The 22,838-nt window shown below is 69.8% G+C and carries 22 protein-coding genes; 4 read left to right on the forward strand and 18 right to left on the reverse strand.

Features of this window, described 5'->3' with window-relative positions; translation table 11 throughout:
- Nucleotides 1-15: 15 nt before the first annotated feature.
- The 7 genes from ACGFSH_RS22610 to ACGFSH_RS22640 all read right to left on the reverse strand — a co-directional run bounded on the left by ACGFSH_RS22610 (nt 16) and on the right by ACGFSH_RS22640 (nt 6,724).
- On the reverse strand, nt 16-306 hold the full coding sequence (locus tag ACGFSH_RS22610) for a hypothetical protein (protein WP_393351327.1): 291 nt from the start codon (nt 304-306) through the stop codon (nt 16-18).
- Entirely contained in the window at nt 303-1,364 is a 1,062-nt protein-coding gene (locus ACGFSH_RS22615) for a WYL domain-containing protein (protein ID WP_329408160.1), read from the reverse strand. Before ACGFSH_RS22615 ends, ACGFSH_RS22610 begins: the two co-directional genes overlap by 4 nt.
- Nucleotides 1,365-1,382: 18 nt before the next feature.
- Nucleotides 1,383-2,360, reverse strand: coding sequence for a helix-turn-helix transcriptional regulator (locus ACGFSH_RS22620; RefSeq protein WP_393351329.1), 978 nt, complete (start codon nt 2,358-2,360; stop codon nt 1,383-1,385).
- A gap of 154 nt (nt 2,361-2,514) precedes the next feature.
- Nucleotides 2,515-2,886 (reverse strand): FKBP-type peptidyl-prolyl cis-trans isomerase, encoded by a 372-nt coding sequence (locus tag ACGFSH_RS22625; protein WP_329408164.1) that lies wholly within the window; start codon nt 2,884-2,886, stop codon nt 2,515-2,517.
- 65 nt (nt 2,887-2,951) lie between these two features.
- Nucleotides 2,952-3,956 carry an FKBP-type peptidyl-prolyl cis-trans isomerase gene (locus tag ACGFSH_RS22630; protein WP_393351331.1) on the reverse strand — a complete coding sequence of 335 codons (1,005 nt, stop codon included), beginning with the start codon at nt 3,954-3,956 and terminating at the stop codon, nt 2,952-2,954.
- 137 nt (nt 3,957-4,093) lie between these two features.
- Complete coding sequence (pafA, locus tag ACGFSH_RS22635; protein WP_069771814.1) at nt 4,094-5,455, reverse strand: Pup--protein ligase; 1,362 nt, start codon at nt 5,453-5,455, stop codon at nt 4,094-4,096.
- Between the two features lie 9 nt (nt 5,456-5,464).
- The gene (locus tag ACGFSH_RS22640) at nt 5,465-6,724 is read right to left on the reverse strand and encodes an MFS transporter (protein WP_393351334.1); all 1,260 of its coding nucleotides are present in this window, start codon (nt 6,722-6,724) and stop codon (nt 5,465-5,467) included.
- A gap of 119 nt (nt 6,725-6,843) precedes the next feature.
- On the opposite strand from ACGFSH_RS22640, the gene ACGFSH_RS22645 reads away from it, so the two are divergent.
- Nucleotides 6,844-7,860: a LacI family DNA-binding transcriptional regulator gene (locus ACGFSH_RS22645; protein ID WP_393351337.1), complete on the forward strand. Its 1,017-nt coding sequence runs from the start codon at nt 6,844-6,846 to the stop codon at nt 7,858-7,860.
- A gap of 91 nt (nt 7,861-7,951) precedes the next feature.
- On the opposite strand, the gene prcA is transcribed toward ACGFSH_RS22645, so the two are convergent.
- From prcA to arc, 6 genes are all read right to left on the reverse strand, one after another.
- Nucleotides 7,952-8,707 (reverse strand): proteasome subunit alpha, encoded by a 756-nt coding sequence (gene prcA, locus ACGFSH_RS22650; RefSeq protein WP_393351339.1) that lies wholly within the window; start codon nt 8,705-8,707, stop codon nt 7,952-7,954.
- A gap of 62 nt (nt 8,708-8,769) precedes the next feature.
- Nucleotides 8,770-9,615, reverse strand: coding sequence for a proteasome subunit beta (gene prcB / locus ACGFSH_RS22655; protein WP_393351341.1), 846 nt, complete (start codon nt 9,613-9,615; stop codon nt 8,770-8,772).
- On the reverse strand, nt 9,567-10,016 hold the full coding sequence (locus ACGFSH_RS22660; RefSeq protein ID WP_393351344.1) for an endonuclease VII domain-containing protein: 450 nt from the start codon (nt 10,014-10,016) through the stop codon (nt 9,567-9,569). The genes prcB and ACGFSH_RS22660 overlap by 49 nt, the downstream gene beginning before the upstream one ends.
- A gap of 176 nt (nt 10,017-10,192) precedes the next feature.
- The gene (locus tag ACGFSH_RS22665; protein ID WP_256920687.1) at nt 10,193-10,411 is read right to left on the reverse strand and encodes a ubiquitin-like protein Pup; all 219 of its coding nucleotides are present in this window, start codon (nt 10,409-10,411) and stop codon (nt 10,193-10,195) included.
- Nucleotides 10,412-10,598: 187 nt separating this feature from the next.
- Nucleotides 10,599-12,110, reverse strand: coding sequence for a depupylase/deamidase Dop (gene dop, locus ACGFSH_RS22670; protein ID WP_393351347.1), 1,512 nt, complete (start codon nt 12,108-12,110; stop codon nt 10,599-10,601).
- A gap of 233 nt (nt 12,111-12,343) precedes the next feature.
- The gene (arc, locus tag ACGFSH_RS22675; protein ID WP_109001848.1) at nt 12,344-14,110 is read right to left on the reverse strand and encodes a proteasome ATPase; all 1,767 of its coding nucleotides are present in this window, start codon (nt 14,108-14,110) and stop codon (nt 12,344-12,346) included.
- A 243-nt stretch (nt 14,111-14,353) separates the two neighbouring features.
- Here arc and ACGFSH_RS22680 point away from each other — a divergent pair, with 243 nt between their 5' ends.
- The gene (locus tag ACGFSH_RS22680; RefSeq protein WP_393351349.1) at nt 14,354-14,659 is read left to right on the forward strand and encodes a ferredoxin; all 306 of its coding nucleotides are present in this window, start codon (nt 14,354-14,356) and stop codon (nt 14,657-14,659) included.
- Nucleotides 14,660-14,720: 61 nt separating this feature from the next.
- Here the strand turns inward: ACGFSH_RS22680 and ACGFSH_RS22685 are convergent, their stop codons facing one another.
- From ACGFSH_RS22685 to ACGFSH_RS22695, 3 genes are all read right to left on the reverse strand, one after another.
- Nucleotides 14,721-15,278 carry a hypothetical protein gene (locus tag ACGFSH_RS22685; RefSeq protein WP_393351352.1) on the reverse strand — a complete coding sequence of 186 codons (558 nt, stop codon included), beginning with the start codon at nt 15,276-15,278 and terminating at the stop codon, nt 14,721-14,723.
- A gap of 239 nt (nt 15,279-15,517) precedes the next feature.
- Nucleotides 15,518-16,420 (reverse strand): tRNA (adenine-N1)-methyltransferase, encoded by a 903-nt coding sequence (locus ACGFSH_RS22690; RefSeq protein WP_393351354.1) that lies wholly within the window; start codon nt 16,418-16,420, stop codon nt 15,518-15,520.
- 58 nt (nt 16,421-16,478) lie between these two features.
- The gene (locus tag ACGFSH_RS22695; RefSeq protein WP_393351356.1) at nt 16,479-17,984 is read right to left on the reverse strand and encodes a site-2 protease family protein; all 1,506 of its coding nucleotides are present in this window, start codon (nt 17,982-17,984) and stop codon (nt 16,479-16,481) included.
- A 187-nt stretch (nt 17,985-18,171) separates the two neighbouring features.
- Here ACGFSH_RS22695 and ACGFSH_RS22700 point away from each other — a divergent pair, with 187 nt between their 5' ends.
- Entirely contained in the window at nt 18,172-19,176 is a 1,005-nt protein-coding gene (locus ACGFSH_RS22700; protein ID WP_393351358.1) for a RecB family exonuclease, read from the forward strand.
- A 14-nt stretch (nt 19,177-19,190) separates the two neighbouring features.
- Nucleotides 19,191-19,862, forward strand: a complete 672-nt coding sequence (locus ACGFSH_RS22705; RefSeq protein ID WP_044380401.1) for a response regulator transcription factor — start codon at nt 19,191-19,193, stop codon at nt 19,860-19,862.
- A 75-nt stretch (nt 19,863-19,937) separates the two neighbouring features.
- On the opposite strand, the gene ACGFSH_RS22710 is transcribed toward ACGFSH_RS22705, so the two are convergent.
- Both ACGFSH_RS22710 and ACGFSH_RS22715 read right to left on the reverse strand, forming a co-directional pair.
- Entirely contained in the window at nt 19,938-21,545 is a 1,608-nt protein-coding gene (locus ACGFSH_RS22710) for an ABC transporter substrate-binding protein (RefSeq protein ID WP_393351360.1), read from the reverse strand.
- A gap of 476 nt (nt 21,546-22,021) precedes the next feature.
- The gene (locus tag ACGFSH_RS22715; protein WP_393351361.1) at nt 22,022-22,720 is read right to left on the reverse strand and encodes an HAD family hydrolase; all 699 of its coding nucleotides are present in this window, start codon (nt 22,718-22,720) and stop codon (nt 22,022-22,024) included.
- Nucleotides 22,721-22,838: the final 118 nt, after the last annotated feature.

Below are 22,838 nucleotides of genomic sequence, written 5' to 3' on the forward strand. Positions count from 1 at the left end.
GGCGAGCCTAGACCCCTACGGGGAATGCAGCCGCAGGGTCCTGACCCCGCCCCCGGTCAGCAGCTCCACGATCCGCTCGCCGGCCGGCTTGCGCACCGCCGCCCCGCAGTCCGGGCAGGTGAACGAGTAGAAGGTCGTGCGGCTCGAGGCGCCGATCGCCAGCCGCAGGGCGCTCGCGGCGAGCTCGAAGGCCCCCCGGCAGTCCGGGCACCCGGCTCTGAACCGCACCGGGGCCGCGCTGCGCATCCCCGCGAACGCCGAAGCCACCGAGATGCCCCGTGCACCGGACGCCGTCGACTCGCTCACGACTCCCCCTGCTCCCGTTCCTCGGACCGGCTCTCGCCGGGCACCGCGACCGGCTCGCCCCGCGCGCCGCCCGCCTCGATCCCGTCGTACGCCGTCAGCGCCTCGCGGGCGGCCCGTCGGGCGCTGTCCGCGAGCTCCGGCGGCGACACGATCCGGCCGTCGCGGCCCAGCCGCAGGGCCAGCCGTCTCAGCGAGGCCGGATCGGGCGTACGCAGGGCGATACGCAGACCGCCCTCGGGCAGTTCATCGGCGCTGTCGTGCGGGTAGTACTCGGCGACCCACCGGCCGCCCGGCCCCACCTCGACCACGACCTCGGGATCCTCCGCGGCCGGCTGCACCAGCCCCTCCGACAGGTCCCGCATCTCGATCTCCGGCGGCGCCGAGGGCTCGTCGAGGATCTTGATCTCGGCGACCCGGTCCAGCCGGAACGTACGGCGTGCCTCCGAGCGGCGGCACCAGGCCTCCACATAGGTGTGCCCGACGCTGACCAGCCGGATCGGGTCGATCTCGCGCTCGCTCAGCTCGTCGCGGGCGGGCGAGTAGTAGCGGATCCACAGCCTGCGCCGCTCGGAGATCGCCCGGTCGACGTCCGCGAAGACCCCGCCCTCCGACTCGAACGTCACCGACAGGCGGGCACTCGCCCCCGCCGCCTCGCCGGCCGCGGCCTCCACCTTCGCCGTGGCCCGCAGCAGCGCCTGCCGGTCGCCCTCGCGCAGCCCCGGCAGCGTGGCCACGGCACGGGCCGCCACCAGCAGCGCGGTCGCCTCGTCGGCGGCCAGCCGCAGCGGCTCGGCGGCGTCCGCGCCCAGCGCCGCCGGATTGTGCCACCAGATCCGTTCGCCGTCGGTGTCGATGTCGAGGAGATCGCCGCCGCGGAAACTCGTCCCGCACATGGGCAGCACGTCGAGGTCGGACACCAGCTCGTCCTCGGTGATGCCGAAGGCGCGCGCCACGTCCTCGATGCGCGCGCCGGGCCGCTCCCTGAGATAGGTCACCAGGGAGAGCATCCGCCGGGTCTGGTCGATCGCGTTCGCCGGCCTGACCGGTTTGCCTGCCACTGTGTTGCTCGCTCCCCCTCAGCCCTTCGCCACGGCCCGCAGCCGGTCCACGACGTCCGCCCGCAGCTCGGCCGGCTCCAGAACCACCACGTCCGGCCCGAACTCCACCAGCCAGGCGTCCAGGCCGTGCCCGTACGGAATCTCCAACTCGTCCCAGCCGTCCCCGAGTTCCCGCACCGCGGTGGCCTTCGCCCGCAAGGGGTACCCGGAACCCGTCCGCAACCGGATCAGCGCGCTGCGGTCGGCGGTCTCCCCCGCCCAGCTCGCGACCGTCTCCCGCACGGTGACGACGTCGGGAACCGGCGCGGTGAACGCGGCCCCCCGCGAGCGCACCCGGCCGGTGATCCGCGACAGCCGGAACACCCGCTCGGCGCCCCGGTCACGGTCGAAACCGGCCAGATACCAGTGGCCGCGCCAGCACTCCAGCGCCCACGGCTCGACATGACGCGGCTCCGGGCGCGCGGCGGTGGCCTTGCGGTAGTCGAACACCACCGGCCGACGGTCCCGGCAGGCCAGCATCAACGGCTCGAAGGCCGCCTCGTGCACGGGGATCCTCGGCTCCAGCGCGCCATGCGCCTCGTAGGGGTCCACGTCCTCGGGCAGCCCCGCCGCCCGCAGCTTCTGCAGCGCACCGCTGGCCGCGCCCGCCAGCCGCGCCTGCTGCCACACCTTGGCCGCCAGCCCGAGGGCCGCGGCCTCCTCGGCGTCGAGGGTGATGGGCGGCAGCCGGTTGCTGTCACGGCGCGCGAGATAGCCGATCTCGCCGTCCAGGCTCTCCACGGTCTCGATGACCAGGCCCAGCTCGCGCAGATCGTCCTTGTCGCGCTCGAACATCCGGTTGAAGGAGTCGTCCGAGCCCGCACCCCCGGCGCCCGCGCGGAACGTCTCGACGTACGCCTCGATGGAGTCGCGCAGCTCACGCTTGCTGAGCGGCCGGCGCGTCCCGAGCAGACACAGCGCCAGGTTCATCAGCCGCTCGGCCTTGGCAATGGCCATCGACGCCCTTCGCCTCCCCTATGGTGCTTACGATCGAGACCGTACCGCCCCGCGGTGCCCGGACAAAAGCCGAGGGCCCATGCCCGGGCAGGCATGGGCCCCGGATGATCGGCACCGGTCACGCCGCGATCGGCGCGGACCGCATGTGCACCGGTCAGACGCCGAGCAGGTCCACGACGAAGATCAGCGTCTCGCCGGGCTTGATCGCCGGCGTCGGGCTCTGGTCGCCGTAGGCGAGGTGGGCCGGGATGGTCAGCTGGCGGCGCCCGCCGACCTTCATGCCCTGCACGCCCTGGTCCCAGCCCTTGATGACGCGGCCGCCGCCCAGCGGGAAGCGGAACGGCGTCCCACGGTTCCAGCTGGCGTCGAACTCCTCACCGGTGCTGAACGCGACACCCACGTAGTGGACGGTGACGTTCTGACCGGCCTGCGCAACCTCGCCGTCGCCCTCCCAGATGTCCTTGATCTCCAGGTCCGCCGGGGGCTCGCCACCGGGAAAGTCGATCTCGGGCTTGTCAATGCTCACGTCACTGGCTCCTGCACGTCTCACGTAAAGGCAACAACACGGACAGTCTTACACCTTCGGCGACCTCACATCTTCGCGAGGAGGTCCACCGAGAACACCATCGTGGAGTCCTTCTCGATCCCGCTGCCGCTCGGCGGCTTCTCGCCGTAACCCAGCGACGGCGGCACCACGACGAGCACCCGGCTGCCCACCTTCTTGCCGGTCAGTCCCTGCGCCCAGCCCTTGACCACCTGCTGCAACGAGAACGATGTCAGCGCACCACGGCCGTACGTCGAGTCGAACTCCTTGCCCGTGTCCCAGATGACGCCCTTGTACTGCACCAGCACCGTGTCGGCCGCCGCGACCACCGGCCCGTCCCCCTCGATCACGTACTCCGACACCAGCTTCGCCGGCGCCTTCGTCTTCGGGACGTCGATCGAGGGCGCCTTGCCGTCAGTGTTCGTGCCCACCTTCGGCACACCGGCCGTGTCCTGCGGCACGTCCTTGCCCTTGGCCGAACTCTTCGCGTTGAACGAGTCCTTGATGTCGAACACGAACACCAGCGTGTCCGTGCCCTTCACCCCCACCTGCGGGTTGCCCTGCTTGCCGAACGCCCAGGCCGGCGGCACCGCGAACTCCACCCGGCTGCCCACCTTCTTCCCCGTCAGCGCATAACGCCACCCCTCCAGGGTGCTGCCCTGCGCGAGCTGGGTCAGCAGCGGCACCTTGTGGTCGTAGGTGTTGGTGAGGACCCGCGCCGTGTCCCACACCTGCGCCAGGTAGTCGGCCTGGATGTAGTCGTTCTCCGCGACCGTCTTCCCGCTGCCCGCGATCGCCGTCCTGACCGCCAGCTGGTCCGACGGCTTGCCCGGACCCTTCGCCACCGTCGGCTTCTCACCGAACTTCACCCCCGCCGTGATCGCCGGCAGCGGACCGTCCACGATCTTCGGCGGAGGCGGCGCCGACGGCCCCGAGGCCGAGGGCGACGCCTTGTCGCTCGCCTTGCTCGAATCGGACTTGTCGTCACCGCACGCGGACAGCGTGACCAGTCCCGCGGGAACGGCGGCGAGGATGAGGGAGCGTCGGCGCACGATGAAAGCCTCGTAATCGGTCGATCTTCGGATGGAGTGCGCGCAACTCTACGACGTGGAACGGGCACCGTACGGGAAACGTACGGTGCCCGTGTTGCGTTCCGCACCCGCGCGGAGCACGCGTGCGCAACCCCCGCTCACATGCCGGCGATCAGCTTCTCCACCCGGTCGTCCACCGAACGGAACGGGTCCTTGCACAGCACCGTGCGCTGCGCCTGGTCGTTCAGCTTCAGATGCACCCAGTCCACCGTGAAGTCCCGGCGCTGCTCCTGCGCACGCCGGATGAAGTCACCGCGCAACCGCGCCCGAGTCGTCTGCGGCGGCACCGACTTGCCCTCGAAGATCTTCAGGTCGTTGCAGATCCGCGCCGCCTGCCCCTTGCGCTCCAGCAGGTAGTACAGACCACGACGACGATGGATGTCGTGGTAGGCGAGGTCTATCTGCGCCACCCGCGGATGCGACATCGTCATGTTGTGCTTGGCCCGGTACCGCTCGATGAGCTGGTACTTCATCACCCAGTCGATCTCGGTGCCGATCCGGTCGAGATCCTCCGCCTCGATCGCGTCCAGCGTGCGGCCCCACAGCTCCAGCACCTGGTCGACCGTGCCGGTGCGGATCCCCCGGCGCTCGACGAAGTCCACGGCCTTCTCGTAGTACTCCCGCTGCACCTCCAGCGCCGAGGCCTCACGCCCGCTCGCCAGCCGCACCTTGCGCCGGCCCGTGATGTCGTGACTGACCTCGCGGATCGCCCGGATCGGGTTCTCCAGCGTCAGATCCCGCATCACCGTGCCCGCCTCGATCATGCGCAGCACCAGATCCGTCGCGCCGACCTTCAGCAGCATCGTCGTCTCGGACATGTTCGAGTCGCCGACGATGACGTGCAGACGGCGATACCGCTCCGCGTCCGCGTGCGGCTCGTCCCGCGTGTTGATGATGGGCCGCGAGCGCGTCGTCGCCGAGGACACGCCCTCCCAGATGTGCTCGGCCCGCTGGCTGACGCAGTACACCGCCCCACGGGGCGTCTGCAGCACCTTGCCCGCCCCGCACAGCAACTGCCGGGTCACCAGGAACGGGATCAGGATGTCCGCGAGCCGGGAGAACTCCCCGTGCCGCGCCACCAGATAGTTCTCGTGGCAACCATAGGAGTTGCCCGCCGAGTCCGTGTTGTTCTTGAAGAGGTAGACGTCGCCCGCGATTCCTTCCTCGTGCAGGCGTCGCTCCGCGTCCACCAGGAGTCCCTCGAGAATGCGCTCGCCGGCCTTGTCGTGGGTGACCAGTTCGGTCACGTTGTCACATTCCGGTGTCGCGTATTCCGGATGCGAACCCACGTCGAGATAGAGGCGGGCGCCGTTCCGCAGAAAGACATTGCTGCTTCGGCCCCATGACACGACACGGCGGAAGAGGTACCGCGCCACCTCGTCGGGAGACAGCCGACGCTGTCCCCTGAACGTACATGTGACGCCGTACTCGTTCTCCAGCCCGAAAATGCGGCGGTCCATGAGTGAACATTACGCCCGATCCCCTGAACTGAAACGGGGTTCGGCAGCACGGTTCGGATCATTTTCCGATGAAGCCGCAACCACCCCGCTCCCGGCCGGAACTCCCATTACCCGCCCCGTGGCCAGCAAAACCACCAACGACACGGCCCCCGCCGCACCCGGCACCGCGAACCCCCACAACGCACCCCCGGCCTCCACGACCGGACCCGCCAGACCCGTCCCCACCGACGCGCCCACCGTGAACGTCGTCACCAGCCACGAGAACGCCTCCGTCACCGTCCCGCGCGGCGCGTGCCGGTCCACGATCACGAACGCGCACGCGATCGCGGGAGCCAGGAACACCCCCGCCAACGCCGTCAGCGCCACCATCGCCACCGCACCCGGCATCAGCATCAACGGCAGATAGCACACAGCCAGAGCCGCCACCAGACCCACCAGCCGCCGCTCCGGCGCCCCCGCCCACCGCCGCGCCCCGTACCCCACACCGCCCACCAGAGCACCCAGCCCCAGCGCCGCCATCAGCCAGCCGTACACCGCGTCCCCGCCGTGACCGTCCGCGTACGGCACCGACGCCACCGTGATCGACCCCAGCGCCACCCCCACGAACAGGAACGCCCCCAGCAGCGCCAGCAGACCCGGCGACCGCAACGCGCCCAGCCAGTGCGCCTCACGCGGAGCCGACCGCCACGCGCGCGAGGGCGGCGACACGACCACCCACAGCGCGCCCAGCACCCCGAGCCCGTTCAGCACCAGCAGCGCGACCTGGGCCGACCACACCGACACGCACACCGTCACCAGCAACGGCCCGACGGTGAACATCACCTCCTGCGCCACCGCGTCCATCGCGTACGCCGTGTGCACCTGCTCCTCGCGCCGCAGCACCGCCGGCCACAGCGCGCGCAGCCCGCCCTCCAGCGGCGGCGTGAACAGCCCCGCCGCGGCCACCGCCCCGTACGCCACCGGCGGCGAACCGGTGCCCGCGAACGCGAACACCGCCATCGCCATCGCCGAGGCCGACGCCGCCGGCAACTGCACCCGCGGCTGCCCGTACACGTCGACCAGCCGCCCCAGCAACGGCTGGCCCACGGCGTTCGCCACGCCGTACACCGCCGCCAGCGCCCCCGCCAGGCTGTACGTGCCGCCCTCCGCCCGCACGAACAGCACGATCGCGATCGCGGCCGTCGCGTTCGGCAACCGGCCCACCAGCGTGCCCGCCAGCAACCGGGCCGCATGCCTCGTCCTGAGGATCTCCCCGTACCCCGCGGCCATGGCCCGCCCCCCTCACCTCGCCCGAGGCAGTGAGCCACCCCGAAGTTTTACGTATAACGCCTCTTGTCATACGTACCATGTGCGCTGTTCGCCAGTCCAGACGAAGGAGCAGGCCCACCGTGGCACGAGGTAGCACCCGCCCCACGAGCCGCGACGTCGCCCAGGCCGCGGGCGTCTCCCAGGCCGCCGTCTCCCTCGTCCTCGGCGACAAATGGCGCGGCCGCGTCTCCGAGACCACCGCCCAACGCGTACGCGACGCCGCCCGCGAACTCGGCTACCGCCCCAACCTCGCCGCCCGCAACCTCCGCCTCGGCCGCACCCGCACCGTCCTCCTCGTCGTCCCCGCCCTCACCACCGAGTTCTTCGCCGGCGTCTACACCGGAGCCGCACGCGTCGCCGCCGCACACGGCTTCGGCGTCGTCCTCTACCCCTCCCCCGAAGGCATCGGCCCCGCCCGCGACCCCTTCGCCTCCGCCCAGGCCGCCCTCGACGGCATCCTCGCCTCCTCCATGGCCGCCGACGCCCTCACCGCCATCCGCGGCGACCAGCTCCCCCTCGTCATGCTCGACAGCGACCCCGCAGGAAGCCTCGGCGCCGCCACCGTCAACCTCGACATCGCCGACGGCGCCCGCCAACTCGCCGACCACCTCCTCACCCTCGGCCACCGCCACTTCCTCCACCTCGCCGCGGACGTCCCCTCCTGGACCTTCGACGTCCGCGCCCACGCCCTCACCACCCGCATCACCGCCACCCCCGGCACCACCCTGCGCACCGCACCCGCACCCATCTCCATCGACGAAGCCCGCACCGCCGCCCAGAACGCCCTCACCGCACCCGGCCCCCGCCCCACCGCCGTCGTCTGCGACGACGACAAACTCGCCGCCGGCGCCTACAAAGCCCTGCGCCGCCTCGGCCTGCGCATCCCCGACGACGTCTCCGTCACCGGCCTCGACGATCTCGCCCTCGCCACCGCCCTCGACCCCGAACTCACCACCGTCCGGCTCGACGCCGAACTCTTCGGCGAACGCGGCATGCAAGCCCTCCTCGACGTCCTGGAAGGCCGCACACCCGACGACACCGACATCCCCGTCCACCTCGTCGTCCGCGCCTCCACAGCCCCGCCCAGCACCCCCTGAAGCACCTCACGCCCCGACCGGGGACACCGGCCGGGGCGTGCAAGAGGGGAACCACCCGAACAACGAGGAGCGACCCCGCCAGAGCGCGGAACTACTCCTTACCGACGTCCTCGGAGTCGTCCGAACTCTCCGCCTCCGTCGACGCGCCGCCCGCCTCCAGCAACCGCGCCAGCTGACGGCCCACGATCCGCTTGAACTTCCGCTGCTGCGGACGCGTACGGTCCAGCACCGCCACCTCCAGCCGCTCCGCCGGAATCTCCCGCTGCGTCCCGTTCGTATCCCGCGACAACGCCTGGACGGCCAGCTTCAACGCCTCCGCCAGACTCATCCCGTCCTGATGACGCTGATCCAGGAAACTGCTGATCTGCTCCGCATTACCGCCCACCGCGACCGAACCGTGCTCATCCACGATCGACCCGTCATGCGGCAACCGATAGATCTGATCACCGTCCGCGGTCTCACCCACCTCCGCGACGACCAGCTCCACCTCGTACGGCTTCTCACCCGCCGAAGAGAAGATCGTGCCCAGCGTCTGCGCATACACGTTCGCCAGACCACGCGCCGTCACATCGTCACGGTCATAGGTGTAACCCCGCAGATCGGCATACCGCACACCACCGATCCGCAGATTCTCGTACTCGTTGTACTTCCCGGCGGCCGCGAAACCGATCCGGTCATAGATCTCACTGAACTTGTGCAGGGCACGGGACGGATTCTCACCGACGAACACGATGCCGTCGGCATACTGCAGCACGACCAGGCTGCGGCCACGGGCAATGCCCTTGCGCGCGTACTCCGCGCGATCCGCCATCGCCTGCTGGGGAGAGACATAGAACGGCGTCGACACCGGTTAACCGTCCCTTTCTGTCGAAGTCACTGGATCACCTGGGACAAGAACGAGCCCGCCGCCTACAGCAGAGCGGCACGCGGGCCGTCCGGCTGCTCCAGACGACGCTCGATGATGGAACGGGCGATCGCCGACGACTCCTCGTCGGTCAGCCGACGGAAACCGTCCTCGGTGATCACGGTGACGATCGGGAAGATCCGACGCGCCACATCCGGACCACCCGTCGCCGAATCGTCGTCCGCCGCGTCGTACAGAGCCTGCACCACCAACGTCGTGGCCTGCTCCTCCGACAGATCGTCACGGTAGAGCTTCTTCATCGCCCCCCGCGCGAACACCGAACCCGAACCCGTCGCCGCGAAGTGATGCTCCTCCGACCGGCCGCCCGTCACGTCGTACGAGAAGATCCGGCCCCGGTCCCGGTCCACGTCGAAACCGGCGAACAACGGCACCACCGCCAGACCTTGCATCGCCATGCCCAGATTTGACCGGATCATGGTCGACAGCCGGTTCGCCTTGCCCTCCAGCGAGAGCTGCGCCCCCTCGACCTTCTCGAAGTGCTCCAGCTCCAGCTGGAACAGCTTCACCATCTCCACGGCCAGACCCGCCGTGCCGGCGATGCCCACGGCCGAGTACTCGTCGGCCGGGAACACCTTCTCGATGTCCCGCTGCGCGATGACGTTGCCCATCGTGGCCCGGCGGTCACCGGCGAGCACCACGCCCCCGGGGAACGTGACGGCCACGATCGTCGTCCCGTGCGGAGCCTCGATGACACCCTGCGTCGGGGGCAGCTGCCGCTTGCCGGGCAGCATCTCCGGCTGGTGCTCGGAGAGGAAGTCCATGAAGGACGAGGACCCAGGCGTCAGGAAGGCAGCTGGTAGACGCCCGGTGCTACGAGTGTTGGCTTCCACGAAGTTCCCTCCAGGTAGGCGGCTGCCCGACGAACAGCGTCGGGGTCGTCTCCCAACTTGCCGATGGCCGAATTGCAGTTGAAGCACAGTACGCCTCGGACCCTACCCGTCTCGTGGCAGTGATCCACATGGACGGCCGGGGCTTTCAGGCAGATCACGCAGAGCCCCTTCTGAGCGGCGACCATGGCGTCACGCTCGGCTTCCGTGAGGCCGTAGTTCCGCTTCAGATGCCCACGCCGCCCCTTGACGGCCTTGCAGGCCTTGCAGCAGGTCGCAAGGCCGTCGGACGCCGTGGCGTTCCGGTGCCACTCACTGTGCGGCTTGACCTCCTCGCAGGTGCGGCAGAACTTGTGCCCCTCGGGCGTAGCCACGCGCGGCCGCACGTTCTTTCCCTTGGCCACCTGCCGGACCCGGTGGTTGGCGGCCCAGCACTCACGGCAATAGGCCTGCAACCCGTCCCGAGCTGCTTTGTTACTGGCGAAGGATGCCCGCGACCTGAGCTCTTTGCACCGCGAGCAACGCTTCACGCTCTCTTCGCTTGCCAACCCGAAGACCCCCGTAGCCTTCGATTCGAAGGCTACTCGCCGCCCTTCTGAACGAAGCTTCGAACGAAATCCTCGGCATTTTCCTCGAGTACATCGTCAATTTCGTCAAGAACCGAGTCGACGTCGTCGCTCAGCTTCTCCTGGCGCTCCTTGAGGTCCTCGGAGCCCTGCGTCTCGACCGCCTGCTCCTCGACCTCCTCCGTGGAGTGCGTCGCCTTCTGCTGGCCGCCGCCGGTGTCCTTGGTCGCCATTACCCTCACCCCGCTCTTTCGCCCGACATGGTCGACAGGTCGGCATTCCTGCCGATCGGTGATGATCAGACCCTACAAGCCCGGTCCGACATCGGCCCCGCAGTTGCGTCAACGTACGAGGCCCATCTCGATGATTCCCGGACGGAAGGCGTCCCACCCGTCGGGCAGGTTCCGTCCGGGTCACGGTTCAGCTGCCCGACAGGACCCTGACCAGGTCTTCCGCGGTCCGGCAGCGGTCCAGGAGCTCCTTGACGTGATTTCGCGTTCCGCGAAGGGGTTCCAGGGTTGGGACGCGCTGGAGCGAGTCCCGGCCGGGCAGGTCGAAGATCACGGAGTCCCAGGAGGCCGCGGCGACGTCGTCGGCGTACTGCTCCAGGCAGCGGCCGCGGAAGTACGCGCGGGTGTCCTCCGGGGGCTTGGAGACGGCCCTGTCGACCTCGGACTCGTCCAGTAGGCGTTTGATGCGGCCGCGGGCCACGAGGCGGTTGTAGATGCCCTTCTCGGCCCTGACGTCGGCGTACTGGAGGTCGACGAGGTGGAGGCGGGCGGCGTCCCAGTCGAGGTCGTCGCGGCGCCGGTAGCCCTCCATGACCTCGCGTTTGGCGACCCAGTCCAGTTCGCCGGCGAGGCTCATGGGGTCGTTCTCGAGGCGGCTGAGGGTGTCCTCCCAGCGGGCGAGGACGTCCTTGGTCTGGTCGTCGGCGTCCGCGCCGAAGCGTTCCTCGACGTATTTGCGCGACAGCTCGTAGTACTCCATCTGCAGCTGGACGGCGGTGAGTGTGCGGCCGCTGCGGAGGGTGACCAGTCGCTTCAGGCTCGGGTCGTGGGAGACCTGGTGGAGGGTGCGGACGGGCTGGTCGACGGCGAGGTCGACGGCGATGAAGCCGTCCTCGATCATCGACAGGACGAGGGCCGTGGTGCCGAGCTTGAGGTAGGTGCTGATCTCGGAGAGGTTGGCGTCGCCGATGATCACGTGGAGGCGGCGGTACTTCTCGGCGTCGGCGTGCGGTTCGTCGCGGGTGTTGATGATGGGGCGTTTCAGCGTCGTCTCCAGGCCGACCTCGACCTCGAAGTAGTCGGCGCGCTGGCTGAGCTGGAAGCCGTGTTCGTGGCCGTCCTGGCCGATGCCCACGCGGCCCGCGCCGGCGAAGACCTGGCGGGAGACGAAGAAGGGCGTCAGGTGGCGCACGATGTCCGAGAAGGCGGTCTCCCGCTTCATCAGGTAGTTCTCGTGCGTGCCGTAGGAGGCGCCCTTGTTGTCGGTGTTGTTCTTGTAGAGGTGGATGGGCTGGGCGCCGGGGAGCGCGGCGGCTCGTTCGGCGGCCTCGGCCATGATGCGTTCGCCGGCCTTGTCCCACAGGACGGCGTCGCGGGGGTTGGTGACCTCGGGGGCGCTGTACTCGGGGTGTGCGTGGTCGACGTAGAGACGTGCGCCGTTGGTGAGGATGACGTTGGCGAGGCCGATGTCCTCGTCGGTGAGCTGGCTGGAGTCGGCGGTCTCGCGGGCGAGGTCGAAGCCACGCGCGTCCCGCAGCGGGTTCTCCTCCTCGAAGTCCCAGCGGGCCCGGCGGGCCCGGTGCATCGCCGCCGCGTAGGCGTTGACGATCTGGGACGAGGTGAGCATGGCATTGGCGTTGGGGTGGCCGGGGACGGAGATGCCGTACTCCGTCTCGATGCCCATTACTCGCCGTACGGTCATGCGGCCCTCCTTGCCCGGCGGCACCCTCGGTCGTGGGCGCCGCTCAGATACCGGTGGTGCTCCGGTGCGTGTGCGGTGCCCGTCCCCGCAACTAGCGACCCGGCGGTACGGAAGAGCCTAGAACGCCTCTGCGCTGGTGGGGAGATCATTTGCGTCATTGCCTTGCTCCAGCCGTGGCCCGGAAAGCAGTCGGCTGCGGGTACCCGTGGTGGGCACCCGCAGCCGCCCTGTTTTTACAGGTACTGCCCGGTGTTCGCCACCGTGTCGATGGAGCGTCCGGTGTCCGCGCCCTGCTTTCCGGTGATGAGGGTGCGGATGTAGACGATCCGTTCGCCCTTCTTTCCGGAGATGCGGGCCCAGTCGTCGGGGTTGGTGGTGTTGGGGAGGTCCTCGTTCTCCTTGAACTCGTCCACGCATGCCTGGAGGAGGTGGGAGACGCGCAGGCCCTTCTGGTTGTGGTCGAGGAAGTCCTTGATCGCCATTTTCTTGGCGCGACCGACGATGTTCTCGATCATGGCGCCGGAGTTGAAGTCCTTGAAGTAGAGGACTTCCTTGTCGCCGTTGGCGTAGGTGACTTCCAGGAAGCGGTTCTCCTCGGATTCGGCGTACATGTGTTCCACTGCCGTCTGGATCATGCTCTGGACGGTGGTGGTCTTGTCGCCGCCGTGTTCGCCGACGTCCTCGGAGTGCAGGGGGAGGCGTTCGGTGAGGTACTTCTGGAAGATGTCCTTGGCCGCTTCGGCGTCCGGGCGCTCGATCTTGATCTTCACGTCGAGGCGGCCCGGGCGCAGGATGGCGGGGTCGATCATGTCCTCGCGGTTGGAGGCGCCGATGACGACCACGTTCTGCAGGCCTTCGACGCCGTCGATCTCGGCGAGGAGCTGCGGGACGATGGTGTTCTCCACGTCGGAGCTGACGCCGGAGCCGCGGGTGCGGAAGAGGGATTCCATCTCGTCGAAGAAGACGATGACGGGGGTGCCCTCGGAGGCCTTCTCCCGGGCGCGCTGGAAGACGAGGCGGATCTGGCGTTCGGTCTCGCCGACGTACTTGTTGAGGAGCTCGGGGCCCTTGATGTTGAGGAAGAAGCTCTTGCCGGTGGCCTGGCCGGTGACTTCGGCGACCTTCTTGGCCAGCGAGTTGGCGACGGCTTTGGCGATGAGCGTCTTGCCGCATCCGGGGGGTCCGTAGAGGAGGACGCCCTTGGGCGGGCGGAGCTCGTGCTCCTTGAAGAGGTCGGGGTACAGGTAGGGCAGCTCGACGGCGTCGCGGATCATCTCGATCTGTCCGCCGAGGCCGCCGATCTGCTCGTAGCCGATGTCGGGGACCTCTTCGAGGACGAGTTCCTCGACCTCGCTCTTGGGGACGATCTCGTAGACGTACCCGGAGCGGGGTTCGAGCAGGAGGGCGTCGCCGGGCCGGATGGTGACGTCCAGCAGGGGCTCGGCGAGCCTGACCACTCGTTCTTCGTCGGTGTGTCCGAGCACCAGGGCTCGTTCGCCGTCCTCGAGGATCTCCTTGAGGGTGACGATGTCGCCGACGCGCTCGTATTCCATGGCCTCGACCACGTTGAGCGCTTCGTTGAGCATGACTTCCTGGCCGCGCCGGAGTTCGTCGAGTTCGACGCCGGGGCTGACGTTCACGCGGAGTTTGCGGCCGCCGGTGAAGATGTCGGCGGTGCCGTCCTCGTTCGCCGTGAGGAAGACTCCGAAGCCGGCCGGCGGCTGGGCGAGCCGGTCGACTTCCTCCTTGAGGGCCACGATCTGGTCGCGGGCCTCGCGGAGCGTGTTGGCGAGTCGCTCGTTCTGGGCGGACACGCCGGCCAGGTTGGTCTGCAGCTCGACGATCCGCTCTTCGAGAATCCTCGTGTGTCGCGGAGAGTCGGCGAGCTTGCGTCGCAGGACGGCGATCTCCTGCTCAAGGTAGGCAATCTGCCCGGACGGGTCGTCGGACCCTCGTCCCGGGCGGATGCCGCGGTTCATGTCGTCGTCGTGGGCTGCCACGGTCCTCACCTCCTCCAAGGGGAGCTGGACGCTTCCAGACCCTACCTGGGTGGGTGTCGATTGAAACCCCTAGATCACAAAGACTGTCGGGGTGTGTCCGATCTTCACCCTTGCGCTCTCCCTCACGCCAGGGGAATACCCACCGAACATGATTGGAAAGCGGCCGAGGGTAGGGTCGAAGTGTTCAACACCCGTCAGAGCCTGCATGGTTCCCTGGCGGTTCGACGGTAAACGGCGGGAGTTATGGGCGTGCAGCAGGAGGCCGGTGTAGATGGCGAGGCCCTGGAGGTGTGGATCGATCAGGATCTCTGTACCGGTGACGGGATCTGCGCGCAGTACGCGCCGGAGGTGTTCGAGCTGGACATCGACGGGCTCGCGTATGTGAAGGGTGAGCAGGACGAGCTGTTGCAGGCCAAGGGGGCGGTGACGCCGGTGCCGTTGCCGTTGCTGGTGGATGTGGTGGACTCGGCGCGGGAGTGTCCGGGCGACTGCATTCATGTGCGCCGGGTTTCGGACGGGGTCGAGGTCTACGGTCCGGACGCGGAGTGAGCGGGCCGGCTCGCGCTGTGACGGCTGTCTGATTTCTCACAGGGCGAACGGCCCGGGTAAGTCAGACGCTGCGGGCGCCGGCGGGGGTGGTGCGCAGGAACTTGTGGTCCTTCCACTGCCAGCGGGCGTGGTCCTTGACGTCGGGGCAGCAGCTGGGGACGTCGGGGGTGGAGTAGCCGAGGAGGGTGGCCGCGACGGCTCCGTCGGTGACGGTGAGGTCGGTGACGGTGTTGCGGGCTTTGGGGTCGACGAGGGTGGCGACGACGCGCGCGTGGGTGTCGTGGGGGCCGCGGGTGAGGACGTAGACGCCGTCGGGCGGGGTGCCCATGGGGGCGTCGCAGTGGACGACGGCGACGGTTTCGGGGTTGCCGTCGCCGTCGAGGTCGCCGGTGGCCTTCTTGACGACGAGTGCGGTGACGGGGCCGCAGTGCAGGGGGAAGTCGACGCCGGTGGTGGCGGGGGCCGCGGCGGGCGGGCCGGGGGTCTGGGCGGCCGTGGCGGGTTTGGGTTGCAGCAGCGAGGAGAGGGCGACGACGCCGGCGACGGCGGTGGCGGTCGCGACCCAGTGGATGGGCCGGGTGTGGGTGTGTGCCAGTTCCGGGACGGCGGAGTGCTGCACTACGGGTGTCTCCTGCGGGGGCTGTGCCGGTGGGGTGGGGTGGGATTGGCCAGCATCGTGCCACACGTCACAGGGCGGGGGAACGCCGGGGTGCGGGATTTCGGACGCGGGGGTGGGGCGGCTGAGGGCCGGGCGGCCGGGCCGGGGGCGAACTGGCGAGGCGCCGTGGCGGAGTTCCCGGTGGATGGGGGGAACTCGGCCACGGCGCCTTGTCGTTGTGGGTGGTGCAGGGGTGCCGCTCAGCGGCCGGCGCCTCCGTCGGCGTTGGGGCCGGAGTAGTCGTCGCCGTAGGCGCCCTTGGCGGGGCGGCGGCGGCGCATGGGGGGCTCGACGCCGTCGGCGAGGCGGCGGGCGGTGAGCAGGAAGCCGGTGTGGCCGATCATGCGGTGGTCGGGGCGGACGGCGAGGCCTTCGACGTGCCAGTTGCGGATCATCGATTCCCAGGCGGTGGGCTCGTTGAAGGAGCCGATCTCGCGGATGGACTCGACGGTCCGGGCGAGCTGGGTGGTGGTGGCGACGTAGCAGCACAGGATGCCGCCGGGGACGAGTGCCTTGGAGACGGCTTCGAGGCATTCCCAGGGGGCGAGCATGTCGAGGATGACGCGGTCGACGTCGGTGTCGCTCAGGTTGTCCTGGAGGTCCCCGACGGTGAGCTGCCAGGCGGGGTGCGGGCCGCCGAAGTAGCGCTCCACGTTCTGCCGGGCGATGTCGGCGAAGTCCTCGCGGCGCTCGTAGGAGTGCAGCATGCCCTGGTCGCCGATGGCGCGCAGCAGGAAGCTGCTGAGGGAGCCGGAGCCGACGCCGGCTTCGACGACGCGTGCGCCGGCGAAGATGTCGGCGAAGGCGAGGATCTGCCCCGCGTCCTTGGGGTAGACGACGGCTGCCCCGCGGGGCATGGACAGGACGTAGTCGGGGAGCAGGGGGCGCAGCGCGAGATAGGCGACGTTCCCGGTGGTGCGGACGACGCTGCCCTCGGGTGAGCCGATCAGTTCGTCGTGCGGGAAGGAACCCTTGTGGGTGTGGAAGTTCTTCCCGGCTTCGAGCGTGAACGTGTAGTGGCGGCCCTTGGGGTCGGTCAGCTGAACCTGGTCCCCGACCTTGAAGGGCCCGCGCCTGCGGGCGGCACCGGTCGGTTCGGACATGTGACCAGCCTACCGGCGTTTGGCGGGGTCGCCGACCATCGTCCGGGGGGCGGGGTGGTCAGTTGGGGCGGGCCATGGCCTTGACGAAGGCGCGCTCGACGTCGGCCGCGGACAGGACGCCGAAGATCTCTCCGGTTTCCTCGACGACGAGGTATTCGGTGGCGGGGGTGGCGCGCAGGACGTCGAGGAGGTCTTCGCCGGCGAGTTCGGCCGAGACGCGCATGCCGTCGGTGAGGTCCTGGGCGAGGCCGCTGACGGCGACCCAGGGGCGGCGGTGTTCGGGGACGCCGACGATGGCGGCTTCCCGGACGAGGGAGAGGGGTTCGCCGTGGGCGTCGACGACGACGAGGGCGCGGGCGCCGGCGTCGTTGGCGCGGCGGAGGGCTTCGGAGAGGGGGGTGTGCGTCTCCACGGGGACGGCGCGGCGGGTGAGGGTGCGGGCGCGCAGTTCGGGGAGGTGCTCGCGCAGGCGGGCCATGCGCAGGCTGTTTCCGGCGCCGGTCCAGATGATGGCGGCGAGGATGGCGGCCAGGAGGGCGTCGGTGACGGTGTCCATGCCGACGCTGTCCTCGGCGCTGGAGCCGAGGGCGCCGGACTGGGTGAGCAGGGGGAGGCCGATGAGGACGGAGACGGCGAGGGCGCGGCCGACCCAGGCGGCGGCGATGGTGCCGCTCATGGGTTTGCCGGTGATCTTCCAGACGACGGCGCGGAGCATGCGGCCGCCGTCGAGGGGGAGGCCGGGCAGCAGGTTGAAGATCGCGACGATGAGGTTGGAGATCATCAGGCCGGCGAGGAGGACGCCGGGGACGGTGCCGCGCTCGACGGGCTGCATGGCGAGGTAGAAGAGGCCGGAGAGGGCGAGGGAGAGGAGGGGGCCGACGAAGGCGAGCCAGAACTCGCGGCCGGGGGTCTCCGCTTCTTTCTCGATCTCGGAGACGCCGCCGAAGAACTGGAGCTGGATGCGGCGGACGGGGAGTTCGAAGCGGAGGGCGGCGACGGTGTGGGCGAGTTCGTGGATGAGGACGGAGGCGTAGAAGGCGACGGCGAAGAAGAGGGAGACGAGGTAGCGGGCGGCGCCGAGTTCGGGGAGCACGCGGTCGAGCTGGCCGCCGAAGACCCAGGTGATGAGGGCGGCGACGAGGAACCAGCTGGGGGCGACGTAGACGGGGACGCCGAAGGGGCGGCCCATGAGGAGGCCGCCGCGGGGCTGCTCCGGGGGGCGTGCGGGCGGGGGGCCTTTGGGGAGGCCGGGGGGTGTGGGGCGGGGGGCGGCGGGCTCGGCGTGTTCGGCTGCGTCGGCGGGCCGGGCCGGGTGTGCGCGGGGGGTCCGGGGTGTGGGGGTCGCGTCGTCGTCCGTCGGGGCGCCGGGGGTGGGGTCGGGGTGTTCGCCGCCGGGGCCGCGGTCGTCGTCCGGCGCCGGCGGGTGCCGGGGGGTGTCCGGGGGGCCGTCGGCCGGGGCCGGGTTCGGCCGGGGGTCGGTGGCCGGGGACGCAGGTGTGGAGGGGTGCTCGGCCGACTGTTCGTTGTCCGGCCGCGGCCGCCCGCTCCCGCCGCTTTCCACCACGGTGTCCCCTCGATCGTTGCGTCTCCCGCCGGTGCCGGGCGGGAGGGTCTGGCTCCGATGGTATGCGGCGGGGGTGATCTGTTCCGCCCGGCACCCCCCGTGTTTTCCCGGCGGGCCTCGGTGCCCGGGGCGGGCGGGGTGCGGGAGGGGGGGTGACTGTCGGTGGTGGGCCGTAAGGTCTGTGGTCATGGAGAGCAGTGGCGAGGACGTCGTCCAGGTGGGCGGCGGCGGTGTCGTGGAGGGTCCGGCGGGCGTGGCGGCGGGTGAGGTCGCGGGCGCGCCGGTGGCGGTGGAGCCGGTGGCGGTGGAGCGGGTGGCGGTGGCGCCGGCTTCGCTGTCGCCGTCGCGTGCCGGTGATTTCATGCAGTGCCCGCTGCTGTACCGGTTCCGGGTGATCGACCGGCTGCCGGAGAAGCCGAGTCCGGCGGCGACGCGGGGGACGCTGGTGCACGCGGTGCTGGAGCGGCTGTTCGACGCTCCGGCGGCGGAGCGGACGGCGCCGCGGGCGAAGTCGCTGATCCCGGGGCAGTGGGACCGGTTGCGGGAGAGCCGTCCGGAGGTGGTGGAGCTGTTCGCCGACGATCCGGAGGGCGAGCGGCTGGCGGGGTGGCTGGCGGAGGCGGAGCGGCTGGTGGAGCGCTGGTTCACGCTGGAGGATCCGACGCGGTTGGAGCCTGCCGAGCGGGAGCTGTTCGTGGAGACGGAGCTGGAGTCGGGGCTGCGGTTGCGCGGGATCATCGACCGGGTCGATGTGGCGCCGTCGGGTGAGGTGCGGATCGTCGACTACAAGACGGGCAAGGCGCCGCGGCCGGAGTACGCGGAGGGCGCGCTGTTCCAGATGAAGTTCTACGCGCTGGTGGTGTGGCGGCTGAAGAACGTGGTGCCGCGGCGGTTGCAGCTGGTGTACCTGGGCAGTGGGGACGTTCTGACGTACGACCCGGTGCTCGCGGATCTGGAGCGGGTGGAGCGCAAGCTGCTCGCGCTGTGGGAGGCGATCCGGCTGGCGACGCGGACGGGTGAGTGGCGGCCCCGGCCGACGAAGTTGTGCGGTTGGTGTGATCACCAGGCGCACTGTCCGGAGTTCGGGGGCACTCCCCCGCCGTATCCGCTGGCGGTGGCGTCGCCGGTGGTGGAGCCGGTGAGGGCGGCCGAGTCGGAGGGCGGGGCGCAGGGCAGAATGGGGCCGGGCTAGAGAAGGAGATTCATGTGGCCATCCGCGTCCTACTGGTCGACGACCAGCCGCTGCTGCGCACGGGTTTTCGGATGATTCTGGAGGCCGAGCAGGACATCGCGGTCGTCGGCGAGGCCGGAGACGGCCTGCAGGCTCTGGACCAGGTGCGGGCGTTGCAGCCCGATGTGGTGCTGATGGACATTCGCATGCCGCGGATGGACGGGGTGGAGGCGACCCGTCAGATCACCGGGCCCGGGCGGGACGGACCGGCGAAGGTGCTGGTGCTGACGACGTTCGATCTCGACGAGTACGTGGTGGAGGCGTTGCGGGCGGGGGCGAGCGGGTTCCTGCTGAAGGACGCGCCGGCGGTCGAACTGGTGCAGGCGATCCGGGTGGTGGCCGCGGGTGAGGCCATGCTGGCGCCGAGCATCACGCGCCGGCTGCTGGACAAGTACGCCACCCATCTGCCGTCGGGCGACGAGCCGGTGCCGGACACGCTGCACACGCTCACCGACCGTGAGGTGGAGGTGCTGAAGCTGGTGGCCCGGGGGCTGTCGAACGCGGAGATCGCGGCGGATCTGTTCGTCAGCGAGACGACGGTGAAGACGCATGTCGGGCATGTTCTGACGAAGCTGGGGCTGCGCGACCGGGTGCAGGCGGCGGTGTACGCGTACGAGAGCGGTCTGGTGCGTCCGGGCGCCCAGTAGGCGCGGCATGGCCGGCGACGACGAAGGGCGCCCCCGCGGGGGGCGCCCTTCGTCGTGCGTGGTGTCCGGGGTGGGTCAGCTGCCGGAGCCGCGGCCGAGCTCCCACAGCTGCAGGGTGGCGGAGGAGTTGAGCACGTAGGCCGTGCCGGTGACGTCGTTGTTGGCGGCGACGTACTGCTTGCCCTGCCACAGCGGGAGGATCGGGACGTCCTTGGCGACGATGTCCTGGGCCTCGGTCAGGCTCTTGCCGGCGCTGAGGCGGTCGGCCTCGCGGCGGGAGGCCGGGATCAGCTTGTTGATGATGTCGCTGTTGGAGTAGGGGGACTTGAGGAAGTTGTCCTTGTCCAGGAAGGGCGCGACGAAGTTGTCGGCGTCGGGGAAGTCGGGGAACCAGCCCATGCCGTAGACGGCGTACTCACCCTTGCGTTCGGCCGGGACGAAGGAGTCCCACTCGGTGCCCTTGATGGTGACGTCGAACAGGCCGCTGTCGTTGAGCTGCTTCTGCAGGGTCTGGAACTCCTGCTTGGTGGCCGGACCGTAGTGGTCGGTCGTGTAGTTCAGGGTCAGCTTCACCGGGGTGGTGATGTCCGCGTCGGCCAGCATGGACTTGGCCTTGCCGACGTTCGGGTCGCCGTAGGTGTTGAAGAACGAGTTGGAGTGGCCGGTGACGGTGGCCGGGACGAGCGAGTAGAGGGGCTCGGCCTGGGAGCCGTACACGGCGGAGACGAGCTGGCTGCGGTCGATGATCTGGGCCATCGCCTGGCGCACGGCCTTGGACTTGACCGCGGGGTCCGTGGTGTCGAAGGCGAGGTAGCGGATCTCGAGGCCGTTGAGTTCGACGAGGTCGATGTCGCCGCTCGCGGAGGACTCGGAGAGCTTGCGGATCTGCTCCGGCGACATGGTGCGGGTCATGAGGTCGATGTCGCCCTTTTGCAGGGCGCTGCCCATGGCGTCGGCGTCCTTGAAGGACACCATGTCGACCTTGTCGTTGTTCACCGTCAAGGTCCCCTTGTAGTTGGGGTTCTTGGTGAACACGGCCTTGGTCATCTGGTCGCCGTCGGTCTCGGCCTTGAGGGTGTAGGGGCCGGACCCGTCGACGTCGAAACCGTCGCGCAGCTTGTTCTTGTCGTAGTCGGCGGGGTTGACGATGCCGGCGACCGGGGTCGACAGCTTGAAGGGGAACGTCGCGTCCGCGGTCTTGAGGTGGAAGATGACTTCGTTGTCGCCCTGCGTTTCGATGGTGTCGATCGTGGACAGCAGGGCGAAGACGCCGGAGTCGGCCTTGATGGAGCGGGCGCGCTCGATGGAGAACTTGACGTCCTTGGCGGTCACGTCGTCGCCGTTGGCGAACTTCAGGCCGCTGCGCAGCTTGCAGGAGTAGCGCTCGTTGCCGGTGTCGGTGAAGCCGCAGCTCTCGGCCGCCTCGGGGACGGGCTCGCCCTCGCCCTTGGGCTGGATCATCAGCGTCTGCACGGTCTGGCGCAGGATGTTCCAGGTGCCGACGTCGTAGGAGTACGCCGGGTCGAGCGGGGCCGGGGCGTCCTTCGTGGCCGTGAACCGGTCGGTGGTGCCGACGACGATGGCGTCGCCGCTGCCGCTCCCGCCGTCGGTTCCGCCGCAGGCCGCGAGTGCGGGCGCGAGCAGACCGACCACGGCCGGCAGCACCAAAGTCTTACGGTTCATGCTCGAGTTTCTCCAGAGCTGTCGGTCCGTGTATCCGGCATGCAGGGGTGGCGCTGCGGATCACGGGGTTAGGGCGATGTTCTCGCGACGAGATTAGTCGGGGCCGACAGGAGGGTTGACGGCCACCGGAGTTGAACGCCCATCACGCAGCGAAACCGGCTGTGGACGCACTGAACAGCCGTCACCGGAAGGATTCGTACACCCGCTTACCAATCGGGACACAAGGATGCGTCCGCACGGGTCCGCCGGGGCCGCGATGCATGCGGAGAGTCATCTGTCGAGACCCGGGCAGGTGGGGAACGTCACACGCATAAACAGTTCGGGCGGCACGGAATTCGACGGCCGCGCGACGCTCCGTGAAGATCGGAATTCGTTCGCGGGCGGAACCGCCGAATTCCCCGCTATCGACGGTGCACGCTGGGTGAACGCCCCTCGCATTTCCGTCATCGGCCGCTCACCAATGATCGCCGCGGCGGTCATCGGAGCGGCATCAGTCCGCGCAGAAACGTCAGGTCGACCTGTGCCAGGGAGGAGACGACGGTGCGGCGCGGGGCGGGCGCGATGGGGGCGACGGAGGGCACGGCGACCACGTGGCATCCGGCGGCCTCCGCCGAGGCGACCCCGGTGGCCGTGTCCTCGACGACGGCGCAGCGGGCGGGGTCCACGCCCAGGCCCGCGGCGGCGAACAGGTAGGGGTCCGGGTGGGGCTTGGTGCGCGGGACCTCGTCGCCGGCCACGGTGAGCCGGAAGTTGCCGGCGCCGAGCGCGGTGAGGACGCGGTCGATGATGCGCCGGTGCGAGGCGGAGACGAGGGCGGTGGGCACCTCGTGCTCGGCGAGTTCCGCCAGGAGCCGGGCGGCCCCCGGCATCAGGGGCAGGGCGCGGGTGATGCGGTCCTCGAAGCCCTCGTTGAGCAGGACGGCGAGTTCGTCGAGGGTGACGTCGGCTCCGGTCGCGTCGATCAGGAACCCGGCACTGCGGCTCATGGGGCCGCCGACCACGACATGGCGCCAGGAGTCGTCGAGGGTGTGGCCGAGGCGGGCGAAGACCTCGACCTCGACGTCCCACCAGAAGCCCTCCGTGTCCACCAGAGTGCCGTCCATGTCGAGGAGCACGGCCTGCAGGGCCGAGCCCTGGGCCGTGCGGGTCACTGGCGCGGGAACCGTACTGGTCATCCGCGTACCTCCTTGAGGGACGAGCAGGCCGGTTCCCGCTGGGGAACCGGCCTGCACTGGACCGACCAGTGTACGACTTATCCGATCAGTGTGCCCGGTGGCGCGCCTGATGCGGGCC

Source organism: Streptomyces sp. NPDC048481, assembly GCF_043200075.1.
Lineage (GTDB): Bacteria > Actinomycetota > Actinomycetes > Streptomycetales > Streptomycetaceae > Streptomyces.

What these genes read in the sequence shown, in the direction of transcription:
- ACGFSH_RS22620 (WP_393351329.1), bottom strand. Translation starts at nt 2,360, where the DNA reads ATGGCCATTGCCAAGGCCGAGCGGCTGATGAACCTGGCGCTGTGTCTG.
- pafA (WP_069771814.1), bottom strand. Translation starts at nt 5,455, where the DNA reads ATGGACCGCCGCATTTTCGGGCTGGAGAACGAGTACGGCGTCACATGT.
- ACGFSH_RS22640 (WP_393351334.1), bottom strand. Translation starts at nt 6,724, where the DNA reads ATGGCCGCGGGGTACGGGGAGATCCTCAGGACGAGGCATGCGGCCCGG.
- ACGFSH_RS22665 (WP_256920687.1), bottom strand. Translation starts at nt 10,411, where the DNA reads ATGGCGACCAAGGACACCGGCGGCGGCCAGCAGAAGGCGACGCACTCC.
- dop (WP_393351347.1), bottom strand. Translation starts at nt 12,110, where the DNA reads ATGACCGTACGGCGAGTAATGGGCATCGAGACGGAGTACGGCATCTCC.
- ACGFSH_RS22680 (WP_393351349.1), top strand. Translation starts at nt 14,354, where the DNA reads ATGGGCGTGCAGCAGGAGGCCGGTGTAGATGGCGAGGCCCTGGAGGTG.
- ACGFSH_RS22690 (WP_393351354.1), bottom strand. Translation starts at nt 16,420, where the DNA reads ATGTCCGAACCGACCGGTGCCGCCCGCAGGCGCGGGCCCTTCAAGGTC.
- ACGFSH_RS22700 (WP_393351358.1), top strand. Translation starts at nt 18,172, where the DNA reads ATGGAGAGCAGTGGCGAGGACGTCGTCCAGGTGGGCGGCGGCGGTGTC.
- ACGFSH_RS22710 (WP_393351360.1), bottom strand. Translation starts at nt 21,545, where the DNA reads ATGAACCGTAAGACTTTGGTGCTGCCGGCCGTGGTCGGTCTGCTCGCG.
- ACGFSH_RS22715 (WP_393351361.1), bottom strand. Translation starts at nt 22,720, where the DNA reads ATGACCAGTACGGTTCCCGCGCCAGTGACCCGCACGGCCCAGGGCTCG.